15 protein-coding genes and 5 tRNA genes are annotated in these 14,755 nt (G+C 42.4%); 14 read left to right on the forward strand and 6 right to left on the reverse strand.

Going from position 1 to position 14,755, the window contains the following annotated elements; genetic code table 11:
• Positions 1-4: 4 nt before the first annotated feature.
• Genes FTT72_RS06585 through pilB form a run of 3 tightly spaced genes read right to left on the reverse strand, consistent with a single transcriptional unit; the run spans position 5 to position 3,833 of the window.
• On the reverse strand, positions 5-865 hold the full coding sequence (locus tag FTT72_RS06585) for an A24 family peptidase (protein WP_180004675.1): 861 nt from the start codon (positions 863-865) through the stop codon (positions 5-7).
• On the reverse strand, positions 865-2,091 hold the full coding sequence (locus FTT72_RS06590) for a type II secretion system F family protein (RefSeq protein WP_168378204.1): 1,227 nt from the start codon (positions 2,089-2,091) through the stop codon (positions 865-867). Before FTT72_RS06590 ends, FTT72_RS06585 begins: the two co-directional genes overlap by 1 nt.
• A 32-nt stretch (positions 2,092-2,123) precedes the next feature.
• Complete coding sequence (gene pilB, locus FTT72_RS06595) at positions 2,124-3,833, reverse strand: type IV-A pilus assembly ATPase PilB (protein WP_180004674.1); 1,710 nt, start codon at positions 3,831-3,833, stop codon at positions 2,124-2,126.
• Between the two features lie 275 nt (positions 3,834-4,108).
• Here pilB and tpiA point away from each other — a divergent pair, with 275 nt between their 5' ends.
• The 14 genes from tpiA (at position 4,109) to FTT72_RS06665 (ending at position 13,529) form a co-directional block, all read left to right on the forward strand.
• The gene (gene tpiA / locus FTT72_RS06600; protein ID WP_180178070.1) at positions 4,109-4,900 is read left to right on the forward strand and encodes a triose-phosphate isomerase; all 792 of its coding nucleotides are present in this window, start codon (positions 4,109-4,111) and stop codon (positions 4,898-4,900) included.
• Between the two features lie 13 nt (positions 4,901-4,913).
• Entirely contained in the window at positions 4,914-5,243 is a 330-nt protein-coding gene (secG, locus tag FTT72_RS06605; protein ID WP_078192560.1) for a preprotein translocase subunit SecG, read from the forward strand.
• Positions 5,244-5,295: 52 nt separating this feature from the next.
• A tRNA-Leu gene (locus FTT72_RS06610) sits at positions 5,296-5,380 on the forward strand.
• A gap of 48 nt (positions 5,381-5,428) precedes the next feature.
• A tRNA-Met gene (locus FTT72_RS06615) sits at positions 5,429-5,505 on the forward strand.
• Positions 5,506-5,578: 73 nt separating this feature from the next.
• Positions 5,579-5,655, forward strand: a tRNA-Met gene (locus tag FTT72_RS06620).
• Between the two features lie 58 nt (positions 5,656-5,713).
• Positions 5,714-5,790, forward strand: a tRNA-Met gene (locus tag FTT72_RS06625).
• 90 nt (positions 5,791-5,880) lie between these two features.
• Positions 5,881-5,957, forward strand: a tRNA-Met gene (locus FTT72_RS06630).
• Positions 5,958-6,173: 216 nt separating this feature from the next.
• Positions 6,174-6,698, forward strand: a complete 525-nt coding sequence (rimP, locus tag FTT72_RS06635; RefSeq protein ID WP_078192559.1) for a ribosome maturation factor RimP — start codon at positions 6,174-6,176, stop codon at positions 6,696-6,698.
• Positions 6,699-6,733: 35 nt separating this feature from the next.
• Entirely contained in the window at positions 6,734-8,218 is a 1,485-nt protein-coding gene (nusA, locus tag FTT72_RS06640) for a transcription termination factor NusA (protein WP_078192558.1), read from the forward strand.
• 10 nt (positions 8,219-8,228) lie between these two features.
• On the forward strand, positions 8,229-10,922 hold the full coding sequence (gene infB, locus FTT72_RS06645) for a translation initiation factor IF-2 (RefSeq protein ID WP_180092143.1): 2,694 nt from the start codon (positions 8,229-8,231) through the stop codon (positions 10,920-10,922).
• The gene (locus FTT72_RS06650; RefSeq protein WP_078189413.1) at positions 10,922-11,329 is read left to right on the forward strand and encodes a ribosome-binding factor A; all 408 of its coding nucleotides are present in this window, start codon (positions 10,922-10,924) and stop codon (positions 11,327-11,329) included. The genes infB and FTT72_RS06650 overlap by 1 nt, the downstream gene beginning before the upstream one ends.
• 168 nt (positions 11,330-11,497) lie before the next feature.
• Positions 11,498-12,163: a M48 family metallopeptidase gene (locus FTT72_RS06655; RefSeq protein WP_180010649.1), complete on the forward strand. Its 666-nt coding sequence runs from the start codon at positions 11,498-11,500 to the stop codon at positions 12,161-12,163.
• 74 nt (positions 12,164-12,237) lie between these two features.
• Positions 12,238-13,299 carry an RNA-guided endonuclease TnpB family protein gene (locus tag FTT72_RS06660; protein WP_180178071.1) on the forward strand — a complete coding sequence of 354 codons (1,062 nt, stop codon included), beginning with the start codon at positions 12,238-12,240 and terminating at the stop codon, positions 13,297-13,299.
• 35 nt (positions 13,300-13,334) lie between these two features.
• A complete protein-coding gene (locus tag FTT72_RS06665) occupies positions 13,335-13,529 on the forward strand; it encodes a hypothetical protein (protein ID WP_180005485.1) in 195 nt (64 codons plus the stop codon).
• Between the two features lie 18 nt (positions 13,530-13,547).
• On the opposite strand, the gene FTT72_RS06670 is transcribed toward FTT72_RS06665, so the two are convergent.
• The 3 genes from FTT72_RS06670 to FTT72_RS06680 are packed head-to-tail and all read right to left on the reverse strand — an operon-like array spanning position 13,548 to position 14,755.
• The gene (locus FTT72_RS06670; RefSeq protein WP_168378199.1) at positions 13,548-13,949 is read right to left on the reverse strand and encodes a Na+/H+ antiporter subunit G; all 402 of its coding nucleotides are present in this window, start codon (positions 13,947-13,949) and stop codon (positions 13,548-13,550) included.
• Between the two features lie 12 nt (positions 13,950-13,961).
• Positions 13,962-14,237 carry a monovalent cation/H+ antiporter subunit F gene (locus tag FTT72_RS06675; RefSeq protein WP_078189410.1) on the reverse strand — a complete coding sequence of 92 codons (276 nt, stop codon included), beginning with the start codon at positions 14,235-14,237 and terminating at the stop codon, positions 13,962-13,964.
• Positions 14,234-14,755: a Na+/H+ antiporter subunit E gene (locus FTT72_RS06680; RefSeq protein ID WP_180012108.1), complete on the reverse strand. Its 522-nt coding sequence runs from the start codon at positions 14,753-14,755 to the stop codon at positions 14,234-14,236. Before FTT72_RS06680 ends, FTT72_RS06675 begins: the two co-directional genes overlap by 4 nt.

The raw sequence follows: 14,755 nt of genomic DNA on the forward strand, positions 1-14,755 counted from the left end.
GACCTTACTGACCCAAATAAATTTTCATAATTTGATCACCCCATAAAAAGGCGATCCATCCGGCGATGGCAATATAGGGACCAAATGCAAAAGGTTGGTTTTCTTTACGAACCTTGAGCAAAATAATGCCAATGATTGCACCTACCAGTGAAGAGAGTAATACAATCAGTGGAAGCAGGAAAGGGCCCATCCATGCACCCAAGGCAGCTAAAAGCTTAAAGTCGCCATAGCCCATGCCTTCTTTACCAGTGATGATTTTAAATAAATAGTAAACAATCCATAGGCATAAGAAGCCGATGATATATCCCCAAATGGCTGAGGTTGCAGAGGTATAAATGGCATAGCTATTCACGCCAAGCCCGAGTGCAGCCAAAGGAAGGGTATAACGGTCAGGTAAAAGTTGGGTGTCAAAATCAATAAATGTTAAGGCAATCAAGACATAAGTCAGCACCAGACCAAACAGCATTTGGATGGTTGGGCCAAAAACAGCAACAACAATCAGCGCGCAGATCATGGTGAGTAGCTCGATCAGTGGATAACGGCTACTGATCGGGTTTTGGCAACTTCCACATTTTCCGCGTAACACAATCCAACTGATGACCGGAATGTTTTGATACCAACGAATGGGCGTTTTGCATTTTGGGCAGGTTGAAGCAGGGGTACTTAGTGTGATCTTTGTTTCATCAATAATCGGTTGGTCTGGATGTAAAAACAGTTGGCAATCTGTGCGCCATTCTTGTTCCATCATCTTTGGTGTGCGGTAAATCACCACATTCAAAAAACTACCAATACAAAGACTAAAAATCCCAACTGCGAAATACATCGCAATTGGGGTATTGATTAAATATGTTATTAATTCTTGCATTAAACCACAGAACCCATTTGGAAGATTGGAAGATACATTGCAATCACAAGACCACCAACGAGGACACCCAGTACCGCCATAATTAAGGGTTCCATCATCGAGGTTAAGCCATCTACGGCATTATCAACTTCGTTTTCATAATGCGTTGCCACTTTATCTAGCATGGCATCTAAAGCACCTGATTCTTCACCAATAGCCACCATTTGAACCGCCATAGAGGGAAATTTATCGGTGACACGCATGGCGAATTGCAATTGCTGGCCGGTCGCCACATCTTCACGAATTTTTAACACAGCTGTTTCATATACCACGTTGTTGGTTGCACCTGCAGTTGATTCAAGCGCATCAATTAAGGGTACACCGGCTGCAAATGTGGTTGCCAAGGTACGGCTGTAGCGGGCAATAATTGCTTTATAAACCAAATCACCAAAAATCGGTGCTTTCAGTGCAGCTTTGTCCAAGAAGTCACGGAAAGCCTTGCTACGTTTTTTCGCTTCCATGAAACCAGCAATCACAGCTCCAATTCCAATGATGAGGAAGAACCAATATTTTTGCATCCATTCCGACATGTTGACCACCATTTTGGTAAAGGCAGGTAAGTCTGCACCAAATGATGAAAACAAGTCTTGGAATACGGGAACCACTTTTACCATCAAAATAATCGTCACAATAACAGCGACAACGATGACCGCTGCTGGGTATTTCATGGCTTTTTTGATTTTTTGCTTAAGCAATTCACTTTTTTCTTTGTAAATGGCAACACGGTCTAGCATGGTTTCAAGTGCACCCGACTGTTCACCTGATTCAACCAAGGAGCAAAATAGGTTATCGAAATACTGCGGATATTTGCGCAGCGCACCAGCAAAGGTATTACCGCCTTCAACTTCACCTTTGATCCCCAAGACCACTTCACGCATGGCTGGGTTTTCTAGGCCTTCCGCCACGATTTCAAAACCCTGAACGAGCGGTACACCGGCTTTCATCATGGTTGCAAGTTGGCGCGTGAATACCGTGATATCCAAAGTGGATACTTTCTTTTTCATCAAGCCTTCGAGAATATTTTTGCGTTTTTCTCGAATGGTTTTAATGGTGATGCCTTGCTTACGTAAAGTGACTTTGGCTAAAGCCATATTACGCGAAGGCATTTCCCCTTTGATTTTCGCCCCTTTGCGATCCACGCCTTCATAACTGAAGGTTGGCATCATCTGCGCTTTTTTTACAGCCATGAATTTATCCTTATTTTTAAATACTAATTCACTTACTCACTGGTCACACGATTGACTTCTTGAAGTGAAGTCACCCCCTGCATGACCTTAATTAAGCCTGAACGGCGTAAATTGTTAAAACCTGCTTGATTTGAAGCTTCGGCAATTTGTAAGGCATTGCCATCTTCCATAATAATTCTTGAAATTTCAGGTGTCACTTTCATGACTTCATATATACCGACACGACCTTTATAGCCTTCGCGGCATTCGGAACAACCGACAGGTTGGTATATTTGAAATTCTGGTGTATTTAAATCGTCTTCAGTAAAACCAAGTTCCAGTAGACTTTGTTTTGGTACCTCTACTGTTTCTTTACATTGTGAACATAGGCGACGCGCAAGTCGCTGCGCAATGACAAGGTTCACGGATGTCGCAATGTTAAATGAGGGCACGCCCATATTGCGTAAGCGTGTCAATGTTTCAGGTGCACTATTGGTATGTAGTGTAGACATCACCATGTGACCCGTTTGAGCTGCTTTAATGGCAATTTCAGCCGTTTCTAAATCTCGAATCTCACCGACCATCACAATATCAGGGTCTTGACGTAAGAATGACTTCAATGCTGCAGAGAAGGTGAGGCCGACTTTATTATTTACGTTGACCTGATTGATCCCTTCTAAGTTAATTTCCACAGGGTCTTCGGCCGTTGAAATGTTGGTATCTTCACGGTTAAGAATGTTTAGACCGGTATATAAAGATACGGTTTTACCGGAACCCGTTGGACCGGTAATGAGCAACATGCCTTGCGGTTTTTCTAAAGCCTGCATGAACAGTTCTTTTTGATCCGGTTCATAACCCAACGCATCAATCCCTAACATCGCACTAGAAGGGTCAAGGATACGTAGAACAAGTTTTTCACCAAACAAGGTCGGTAAGGAGTTCACACGGAAGTCGATGGCTTTGTTCTTTGACAGCTTTAACTTGATACGACCGTCTTGTGGAATACGTTTTTCCGAGATGTCCATTTGTGACATGACTTTTAAACGCGAAGCAAGTCGAGTCGCAAGTTGCAAGGGCGGATTGGTAATTGTTCTTAACACGCCATCGACACGGTAGCGGACGCGATAGGTCTTTTCGTAGGGTTCGAAATGTAAGTCAGATGCACCCATACGAATCGCATCGACTAGTAGTTTATTGATGTACTTAACAATCGGCGCTTCATCACCATTGTCTTTTTCATCTGCTTGTTCAGCTGGGTCTATCGTTTCCTGTTCTAAATCAAGATCAAAGTCATCATCAAAGTCGAAAGTACTTTCTTCAGCGAAGTTCTGCTCAATTAACTTTTCAAGTTTGTCATGTTCAACAATAATGGTTTCGGTATTGAGCTTACTACCAAATCGGATAGCATCTACAGCTTCAATATTGGTGGGATTACTGATCGCAACGAATAACAAATTGCCATGTTTAAAAATGGGCAAAATACGATGCTTGGTAATTAACTTATCTTCAAACTCATCACGAATGATTAAAGACGTGTCATAAGTTGAAATATCAAAAACCGGTTCACCGAACTCTATCGAGATGGTTTCTGCAATCAGGCGTGCTGAAAGTTGATATTCCTGAATCAAATGCGGCACGATATCTTGATGAGCCTTTTTTGAATTTTGCAGCGCTGTTTGCATTTTTTCGGCAGACAGATGCCCTTCGTCAACTAAGCGACGAATAAACCCCGTAAATCTTGAAGAACCTTGAACTGCTGTCATGCTTTTACTTGCCTATGCTTCAGTCTGTTTATAATTGGTATAGCAAAATTATACTTTTGTTGCACAAAAATACCATATCTTAAAGTGTTGTCACTAGCTAAGAATTGGTAAAAAGCATGAACCAGTCCTTAAATCTGCTTAATTTTTTTACAGAAAAGTGAAGATCTTGGAATGACTGGTGTGCTTCGAAGATGCAAATGTGTTGAAATTTATCTTCAAAATTATGAATTACGTGTAGAATGTGCCCGATTTCATCTTTGTCATGTGGGATAAATATGTCGGGTTCGACGATTACGCCTTGGGTAGTGGGTAACTGGAAAATGAACCCATTGCAAGCCGATGCTGGCGCACTTCTTAAGAATTTTAAGCAATTATTAAATGAACAAAATATTGCTGAAGCGGCATGCCATATTGGGGTTGCACCAACTGCTATTGCTCTGACCTCGGTGCAAAATGAATTAGCACAAGCAAGCCGTTACATCATGACTGTTGCACAAGACGTTTCTCGCGTCGCAGGTACAGGTGCATACACGGGTGAGCTTAGTGCTGAGCTATTAAAAGATTATGGTATTGAATTTGTACTGATTGGTCATTCAGAACGCCGTGAAATTTTTGCTGATCAACCGCATATCATTAATGAAAAAGTAAAAAATGCATTAAACGCAGGTTTGAATGTGATTTATTGTGTGGGTGAAAGCTTAGAACAGCGTGAAAGCGGTCAAGCAGAACAGGTTGTGTTACAACAAATATGTGATATCGCTGCTGTCGTACAAGCAGAGCAGTGGAAACAAATTGTGGTGGCTTATGAGCCAATTTGGGCCATTGGTACAGGTAAAACAGCGTCACCTGAAGATGCACAAGCGATGCATGCTAAAATTCGTGAAGGTTTAAGCCAAATCACCCCAATGGGACTTCATACTGCGATTCTTTATGGTGGTAGTGTAAAACCTGAAAATGCAGTAGAGTTGGCAGCCTGTCCGGATATCAATGGTGCGCTGGTCGGTGGTGCATCATTAAATGCAGAGTCGTTTTATAAAATTGCTCAAGCATTTGCAAATACAAAATAATTAGGAGTTCAGCATGCATACGTTTGTGCTGGTGGTACATATTATCTTAGCGATTTTAATGATCGTGCTGATTTTAGTTCAGCATGGTAAAGGCGCAGATGCGGGTGCATCTTTTGGTGGCGGCGGTGCTGCAACTGTATTTGGTGCATCGGGTTCGGGTAACTTTATGACCCGTTTGACTGCGATTTTAACGGCTTTGTTCTTCGTTACGAGCTTGACACTTGCTGTGTTTGCAAAGAAACAAACGACAGATGCTTATAGTCTGAATGCGATTTCTTCAGTACCGACTGCGCCTGCAAAATCGGCTGAAACTTCGCCAACTGCACCAAAAAGCGCTGAATAATTTATTTAGCGCTTTCTTTTTTGACGTGTTGCGACTAGAATGCGTCACAGCTGCGGTGGTGGTGGAATTGGTAGACACGCTACCTTGAGGTGGTAGTGCTTTCGGGCGTGGGGGTTCAAGTCCCCCCTTCCGCACCAACTTATAATCCAGAACATAAGTTGGTGTATGCAGCAAAACTCTGTTGATGCGGGATGGAGCAGTCTGGTAGCTCGTCGGGCTCATAACCCGAAGGTCGTTGGTTCAAATCCAGCTCCCGCTACCAATCAATTCTATTTTTAAGATGCAAACTTTTAAATGGACAGCTTTTAAAGCTGAGAAAACTATTTGCATATTGATGCGGGGTGGAGCAGTCTGGTAGCTCGTCGGGCTCATAACCCGAAGGTCGTTGGTTCAAATCCAGCCCCCGCTACCAATCTTATATAGCACACAATCTATATAAGCAGTTTATCTGAAAGTCATTGTGATGTTGATGCGGGATGGAGCAGTCTGGTAGCTCGTCGGGCTCATAACCCGAAGGTCGTTGGTTCAAATCCAGCTCCCGCTACCAATCCTCTGAGATGCAACTCAGTAGGGCAATTCTTCAGGTTGTTTTAGATTGAAAATGACCAAGAAATTGTATATAATTTTTGCATGTTGATGCGGGATGGAGCAGTCTGGTAGCTCGTCGGGCTCATAACCCGAAGGTCGTTGGTTCAAATCCAGCTCCCGCTACCAAGTTTCTAAAAGAGGCTCACAACTAGGTGGGCCTTTTTGCACAGTGGACTATGGTTTTCTGTGTAATAATGGGGCGATTTACGCCCTTTTTTATTGGCTATCGTGTAGTGTCGACAGTATTTTGGTCAAACCGTCATGTTTCACTACTACTATAGTTTCGTATTGGTCTGTAGTGGTCATTTCGACCATCGAATCGCACAAATTTGACGAGAGTAAATGAAGCTATCAAATAAAACTCAAGCACTTCAGGACTTAATTGCCCCAGCGGTGCAAGCATGTGATGTAGAACTTTGGGGGATTGATTTCCAACCTCAAGGAAAACGTTCACTGTTACGTATTTATATCGACCGTGAAGTTGATGAAAATGCAGAACCTGTCATCAATGAAGATGGCGAAGTTGAGCAAGGCCGTGGTATCGGCGTGCAGGACTGTGTTCGTGTCACTCAGCAAGTGGGTGCGATGTTGGATGTACATGATCCAATTTCAGGCGAATATGCATTAGAAGTGTCATCTCCAGGTTGGGATCGTCAGTTCTTTAAATTGGAACAAATGACGGCATACATTGGTCAGCAAGTCGCTTTGCGTTTGATCAGTGCTGTGGATAATCGTCGTAAATTCCAAGCCAAACTTGTTAACGTAGACCTTGAGAACGAAATGATTCAGGTTGAAGTTGAAAAGCAACAAGTGTTGGATATTGACAGCCACAATATTGATAAAGCAAATCTGGTTTTCCAAGATTAATTTAATAAATAAGAATCTGAACGAATAGGTGACTTATGGCTCGTGAAATTCTTACCGTAGTAGAAACGGTTAGTAACGAAAAAGGTGTAAGTCGTGATGCAATTTTTGAAGCGCTTGAACAAGCTTTAGTTGCAGCGACTAAGAAGAAATTCTACGAGGGAACTCACTCGGAAGAAGCTCGTCTACGTGTAGAAATCGACCGTCGTACTGGTGATTACCGTACTTTCCGTCAATGGGAAGTGGTTGCCGACGAAGATCACGAAATGCCAGCATGCCAAGATGCGATCTCTGATGTAGATCCTGCAAAATGGGCAATTGGTGATATTCGTGAACTTGAAGTTGAATCGATTGATTTCGGTCGAATTGCGGCACAAATTGCGAAACAAGTGATTGTTCAAAAAATTCGTGAAGCAGAGCGTGCACTAATTGCAGATGCTTACGAATCTAAAGTTGGTGAACTCATCTACGGTGAAGTGAAAAAACAAACCAAAGATGGCTTTATCATTGATTTAGGTGACAATGCAGAAGCATATCTTGCGCGTGAAGAAATGATCGCTAAAGAAATTCTACGTCCTAAACAACGTGTGAACGCGATTTTGTTTAACGTAAACCGTGAAGGCCGTGGTGCTCAGTTATTACTTTCTCGTTCTAAACCAGAAATGCTCATTGCATTGATGAAGAAAGAAATTCCTGAAATTGCTGAAGAAATCATTGAGATTAAGGCTGCTGCACGCCAACCTGGCGTTCGTGCTAAAATCGCTGTGAAAACAAACGATCACCGTATTGATCCTGTAGGTGCATGTATTGGTATGCGTGGTACACGTATCCAAGCAGTTCAATCAGAGTTAAATGGTGAGCGTATTGATGTAGTCGTTTGGTCTGATGACGCGGCACAGTACATTGCAAGTGCTCTAGAGCCTGCTGATGTATCAGGTATCGTGATTGATGAAGAAGAACGTACTGCAGATATTATTTTTGCAACGAGTGATCAGTTAGCACGTGCAATTGGCTCTCAAGGTCAAAACGTACGCTTAGCATCTGAATTGACTGGTTACAAGCTCAATATGATGCTTGAAGAAGAATATCACGCACGCCAACAAAACGAAGCGCAACAATATTTAGATATGTTTGTTACACGTCTAGATATTGATGAAGACTTAGCGATGGCGTTAGTTGAAATGGGTTTCACATCATTAGAAGAAATCGCGTATGTTCCTGCGGAAACATTCGATGAGATCGAACTTGATGCTGAAACTGTTGAAATGCTACAAGGTCGTGCAAAAGAAATTGCATTGGCTGATGCATTGAAGCAACAAGAAAACATCCAAGAGCCAAGCGAAGAGCTTGCTGCAATGGAAGGCGTGACTAAAGAAATCGCATATGCGCTTGCCGCTCGCGGTGTGGTAACTGTAGATGATCTTGCAGATCAAGCCACTGACGATATCTCTGATATCGAAGGTTTAGGTGCTGAAAAAGCAGGTCAACTTATTATGAAAGCGCGCGAATCATGGTTTAACTAGGAGGTAATATATGACGGACAAGTCGATTAAGGAGTTAGCTCTCAGCGTGGGTCGTCCAGTTGAGAAGCTGCTGGAACAGGTTCGTGATGCGGGTTTACCACAAACTAAACCTGACGATATTATCTCCACTGAACAACAAAATGCCCTCGTTAACCATTTGAAAAAAGTTCATGGTCAGGATGCGGGCAATGCAGGACAAATCACGTTGAAACGTAAAACTACCAGTACTGCTAAAGTGGCGAGTACATCGGGCAAGGCAAAAACGATTAATGTAGAAGTTCGTAAGAAACATACATTTGTTAAACCGGATCCTGAGCAAATTAAAGCTGAAGCATTAGCGAAAGCACAAGCTGACCAACAAGCACGTAAACAGGAACCTAAGGTTGAAGCGAAAGCTGAAGAACCGAAGCAACAACCAGTATCTAAAGCGAAACAAGCTTTAGAAGCAATGCGTGCTGCTGCGAAGCAAGAACATGCGAAGCAAGAAACACCGAAAGCTGCGGTTGTTGTAAAACGTAAGTCAAACAACAAGCCAATTACAAAACCTGTTGAAACTCTAGAACAGAAAAAAGCACGTGAAGCTCAAGCAGCACAATTGAAAGCTGTAGAAGAAGCGGCGCGTCGTAAAGCCGCTGAAGAAGCGCAACAACGTACGCTTGAGCAAATGCGTCAAATGGCGTCTAAGTATTCTAACGAAGACACTACTGCGACCATTCGTGTTGTAGATGATTCTCCGCTTGCTGCCGGCCTTGTAGGTCAGGCATATGAAGATTCATTTGCGAAAGAAGACCGTGAAATTAAACGTGGTACCAATACCAACAATTCACGTTCACCTAAAAAAGGTGGTCGTCGTGGCGAAGAGCAATCTTTCCGTGATAACTCACATAAACGTGGTTTAAAAACAAGTCAAGCGAACAAGCATGGCTTTGAAAAACCAGTTAAAAAACAAGTTTATGATGTTGAAATTGGTGAAACAATTGTTGTTGCTGACTTGGCTGCGAAAATGGCGGTTAAAGTTCGCGAAGTTATCAAATCACTCATGAAAATGGGCGAATTGGTTACTCAAAACCAAGCGATTGATCAAGAAATCGCAGTACTTGTTGTTGAAGAAATGGGTCACAATCCAGTACTTGTTTCGGATACACAAGCAGAAGATAACTTACTTGAAGCAGCTGAAGAAGCGCGTGGTGTCCAAACCACTCGTCCGCCAGTTGTGACAATTATGGGTCACGTTGACCATGGTAAAACATCACTTCTTGATCGTATTCGTCGCTCTAAAGTGGCTGCAGGTGAAGCAGGTGGTATCACACAGCACATCGGTGCATACCATGTGAAAACTGAAAAAGGTATTATTACTTTCTTAGATACACCGGGACACGCAGCATTTACTGCAATGCGTTCACGTGGTGCGAAATCTACAGATATCGTAGTGTTGGTTGTTGCAGCAGATGATGGTGTTATGCCACAAACTGCTGAAGCGATTGACCATGCACGTGCAGCAGGTACGCCAATTATTGTTGCTATCAACAAAATGGATAAAGAGTCTGCTGATCCAGATCGCGTATTGAATGAGTTGACGACGAAAGAAATCGTACCTGAGCAATGGGGCGGTGACGTTCCAGTGGCAATGGTTTCTGCGCACAGCGGTGCAGGTATCGACGAACTTCTTGACTTGATCTCAATTCAAGCCGAACTTCTTGAGCTTAAAGCATCTGAAGAGGGTGCGGCACAAGGTGTTGTAATTGAAGCACGTGTAGACAAAGGACGTGGTGCGGTAACATCGATTCTTGTTCAAAACGGTACATTGAAAGTGGGTGACCTTGTTCTTGCAGGTTCGTCATACGGTCGTGTACGTGCAATGACAGATGAAAATGGTCAACGTATTAAATCTGCTGGTCCTTCGATTCCTGTGGAAATCTTGGGTCTACCAGAAGCGCCAATGGCGGGTGATGAAGTTCTTGTTGTAAATGACGAGAAAAAAGCACGTGAAGTTGCTGATGCGCGTATGGATCGTGAACGTCAAAAACGTCTTGAGCGTCAATCTGCGATGCGTCTTGAAAATATCATGGCGTCTATGGGCAAGAAAGATGTGCCTATTGTCAACGTGGTATTGAAAACAGACGTACGTGGTACTTTGGAAGCATTACACGTTGCACTTGCTGAACTTGCAACTGATGAAGTGAAAGTACGTATTATTGGTTCAGGTGTTGGTGCGATCACTGAGTCTGACGTAACACTTGCTGAATCATCAGAAGCGGTTCTTCTCGGCTTTAACGTACGTGCTGATAATACTGCACGTCAAAAAGCTGATGCTGATGGTATCGACATTCGTTACTACTCGATCATCTATCAATTAATTGATGATGTGAAAGATGCGATGAGCGGTAAATTAGCGCCTGAACACCGTGAAACAATTCTTGGTGTTGCTGAAGTACGTGAAGTGTTCCACTCAAGTAAATTCGGTGCTGCTGCAGGTTGTATGGTACTTGAAGGTACATTACACCGTAATAAACCGATTCGCGTATTACGTGATGACGTGGTGGTATTCCAAGGTGAGCTTGAATCTCTTCGTCGCTACAAAGATGTGGTTGAAGAAGTTCGTGCCGGTATGGAATGTGGTCTTGCGGTGAAAGGCTATAAAGACATCAAAGCACAAGATAAGATTGAAGTGTACGATGTTCAATTGATTAAACGGAGTCTTTAATGGCGGGTAGTCAACGTCTGAAGCGTATGGCGGATACAGTACAACGTGAGTTGTCAGAACTGATCCGTCAGGAGCTGAAAGATCCACGCTTAGGTGGTCTTGTGACCATCTCTGCCGTGAAGGTGAGCCCAGACTTAGGATATGCCGAAGTTTATGTGACTGTAATGGGTCGTGAGCTAGGCGATGAGCAAAGTGAAGCCGCAAATAAAGAAACTTTAGATGTCTTGAATAAAGCATCTGGTTTCTTGCGTCATGAACTGAGCCGTCGTATCAAAACACGTATTACGCCACGTTTGCGTTTCCATTACGACAAAACAAATGCTTATGGCAACTATATGTTTGGTCTAATTGCAGAAGCGGTCAAGGACTTACCTCCTACTGACGAAGCAAAAAAAGATGATGAATAATTCAGTTCGCTGAATGAAAAAAGCCACCTTCGGGTGGCTTTTTTATGTTTGAATGGTCATTATTTAAAAATACCCAATAACACACAGAATTATAACTAGATGATAAAACTAAGCTTGAAAATGACATTGGATAGTCCAGTCTATACACACAATATAATAAAAAAAATCATGCTATTGAGCAGCATATTACTCATCACTATGCCAAGTTGGGCAGGTTTAAATACCTATGTAGAAGATTTTTATACATCTGATTCAGAAAAAGAAAATCAACACGAAGAACATCATGACGAAAAATTGAAGAACTTTGTCTCAAGGCATCCTAGCCCAATAGACTATCAGGCAGAAAATGATTATGCCGTACATCAGATCTACGCAGGCCGTTACGATTTAGCCATTAAGGTTTTACGTGCAATTGAAAATGAGCATCCAGGTTTACCGAAGACGGCAGTGAATTTAGGCACAGCTTATGAGTTGATCGGCAATATTTCACTAGCCAAAAAATGGATTGCTGAAGGTATGAAGCGTGATCCATCGATTCATCTTGGCAGTGAATGGATTCATCTGAATATTTTAACAGCCAAAGAAAAACGTGCGACGGCAAAATATTTTCATGAATTTCCATTGTTGAATGTACATTATGGAACAGGTTATGTACCTGATGCGCACTGGAAGAATCAGCGAAAACTCACAACGGCAGAATATGATGCTATACGAGAGCAGGCCAGTTTACAGATTAATGAGCGGAAAAATTTTGTTTCAAGACAGAATGCCGTGATGGCACAGCTGTTTTATCAAATGGAGCGTAAAACTCTGTCCTTCAGGTCAGAGATATAAGCGACACGACCTGAAGTGTCGTTTGATTTAACTAAGGACTATTTTCCTTGAGTTTTGATTGTTAATATAAGTACATGAAAACCCTTAAATTACGTATAAAAGATAAACATTGCAAGGTGTTAGACCAACTAGCATCAGAAGTGAACTTCGTCTGGAATTATGTCAATGATTTAGGGTTTAGGCATTTGAAGCGGAAAGGTGAATTTCTCTCTGCTTTTGATATTGCCAAATATACGAAAGGCACATCCAAAGAATGTAATTTACATAGTCAAACCATTCAGGCTGTAACTGAAGAATTAGTCACCCGAAGAAAGCAATTTAAAAAGGCAAAGCTGAAATGGCGTGTCAGCAATAAAAAATCAGCAAGGCGCTCTTTGGGATGGGTTCCCTTTAAAAAGGTGGCTATCAAATATGCCAATGGATATGTCCAGTATGGAAAACACCAATTTAAGCTTTGGGATAGCTACGGTTTAAGCAAATACACGTTAAAAACAGGTTCATTTGTAGAGGATAGCCGTGGGCGTTGGTATGTATGTCTTGTTGTTGAATCGCCTAAGCAAGATAAATCGACAGCAACCAAAGCGATTGGTATTGATCTAGGCTTAAAAGATATTGCCACCTGTTCTGATGGCACTGTAATTTCAAATCCAAAATTCTATCGAAAATATGAGCAGAAATTAGGTATTGCTCAGAGAGCCAGGAATAAGAAGCGTGTTAGTGCATTACACGCCAAGATTGCAAATAGTCGAAAAGATCATTTGCATAAAGCAAGCACCAAGCTTGTGAATGAAAATGCATTGATTATTGTAGGTGACTTGAGTGCTAAAAAATTAGTAAAAACCAAAATGGCAAAATCTGTTTTGGATACAGGATTTTCTGCACTAAAAACAATGCTCAAGTATAAATGCGAGAACGCAGGCGTATTGTTTGAAGAAGTCCAAGAAGCCTATACCACCCAAATCTGTTCGTGCTGCGGTGAGATCACCTCAAGTAGTCCAAAAGGTAAGACAGATCTTGGAATAAGAGAATGGGAGTGCATGAGCTGTGGTACAGCTCATGATCGAGATATAAACTCAGCTCTAAACATTCTTGCGCTTGGGCATAAGCGTCTAGCTGTAGGAATCACCCTCTTTTAAGGGGGTGAGGATGTCAAGAATTGGCGAATCTTGAGATGAGTCAATATCAGCCTAAATGGTCTGATCATTTTCAAAGTAGTTATGAAACAAATATGCTGATTGATTTAGCTGAAAAATATGGTTTAAAAACGACGCCATATAACCAAAAGCGTTTGCAATATATGGCTCAAAGTAGCGTATTTGAAAAAATGTGGATGCGAATCAAAGAATTTTTTAGCTCAAAGACATAAACAAAACTGGATCTGGAATTAATCCAGATCTTCCGGTTTTGAATGGACTTTAGAGTGAAAGGCACGGCGCCGAGTTCGTTGCCAAGGAAGAGGGCGATTGAGCGCTTCTGGTGCATCACCACTCATCGAGCGCAGTCGTAAATGTAATGCCGCTTGCGCCATAAGGTTTGCAGAAACCGGTGCTGTAATAAAGGCAAAGAGCGTGATCAAGATCTCTGCAAAACCAAAACGGCCTTGAAATGCCGCATAAATAATTGCAGCTATTAGAAAACTTCCTAAGCCTAAGGTGCTCGATTTGGTCGGTGCGTGCAGACGCATAAATAAGTCGGGTAGGCGAACCATGCCAATACCGCCGACCAACATGAAAAAAGCGCCAATAACCAAAAAAATCGAGACCAAAATTTCCATGACTAATTGCATATTAATGTACTCCTAGTCGATGACGTGGCCAGTGGTGAAATATCGTGCTAAAGCGGCTGTAGACACAAACCCAAGCATGGCAACCAATAATGCCCCCTCAAACATCGATGTACTTGCCCAATAAATACCTAAAATGACAATTAAACAGGTGGCATTTAAAAATAAGGTATCTAAAGCAAGTAGTCGGTCTACGATTGAGGGTCCCATCACTAAGCGGATGAGGCACAGTAACATCGAGATCGTCACCGCAACTAAACAGATGCCAAGCGCATACGGTAAAATTGTCATGTGGATTCTCCTGTATCAGCGCCAAAAATGAGGATGAGAGGGCGTTCATAGCGCTCTTTAATGGTTTGAATTTCCGCTTCAGGGTCATCCGTGCTCAGCGCATGGACCAAAATATCACCACGGTCTTGGTCAATCCCAGCAGACACTGTACCGGGTGTGGTGGTGATGATCATCGCAAGTAAAGAATTGACTTCCTCATGCTGTGTATCGAGAGGAACACGGAACCATTTCGGGTGCAGTTTATGTGTTGGCCCAAGGACTAATTTTGCAACATGGATATTACTGACAATAATATCCCACAGCACCACAAAGAATAATTTACATGCTGCCAGCCAGTTGATATTCGGCGTTCGGTCAATAAAAGGGCGAACCAATCGTGGAATAACAATGGCTAAAACCAAGGCCATGCAGAGTGTGGCCGCATCTAGACTGTGCGCTAACATCACCCAGCTCAGACCAACCATGACTGATACCAATGGATGCGGAAACCAGCGATTTAATACAGATGTTTTCGCCAT

It is taken from the genome of Acinetobacter sp. YH01005 (genome assembly GCF_013420465.1).
Lineage (GTDB): Bacteria > Pseudomonadota > Gammaproteobacteria > Pseudomonadales > Moraxellaceae > Acinetobacter > Acinetobacter amyesii.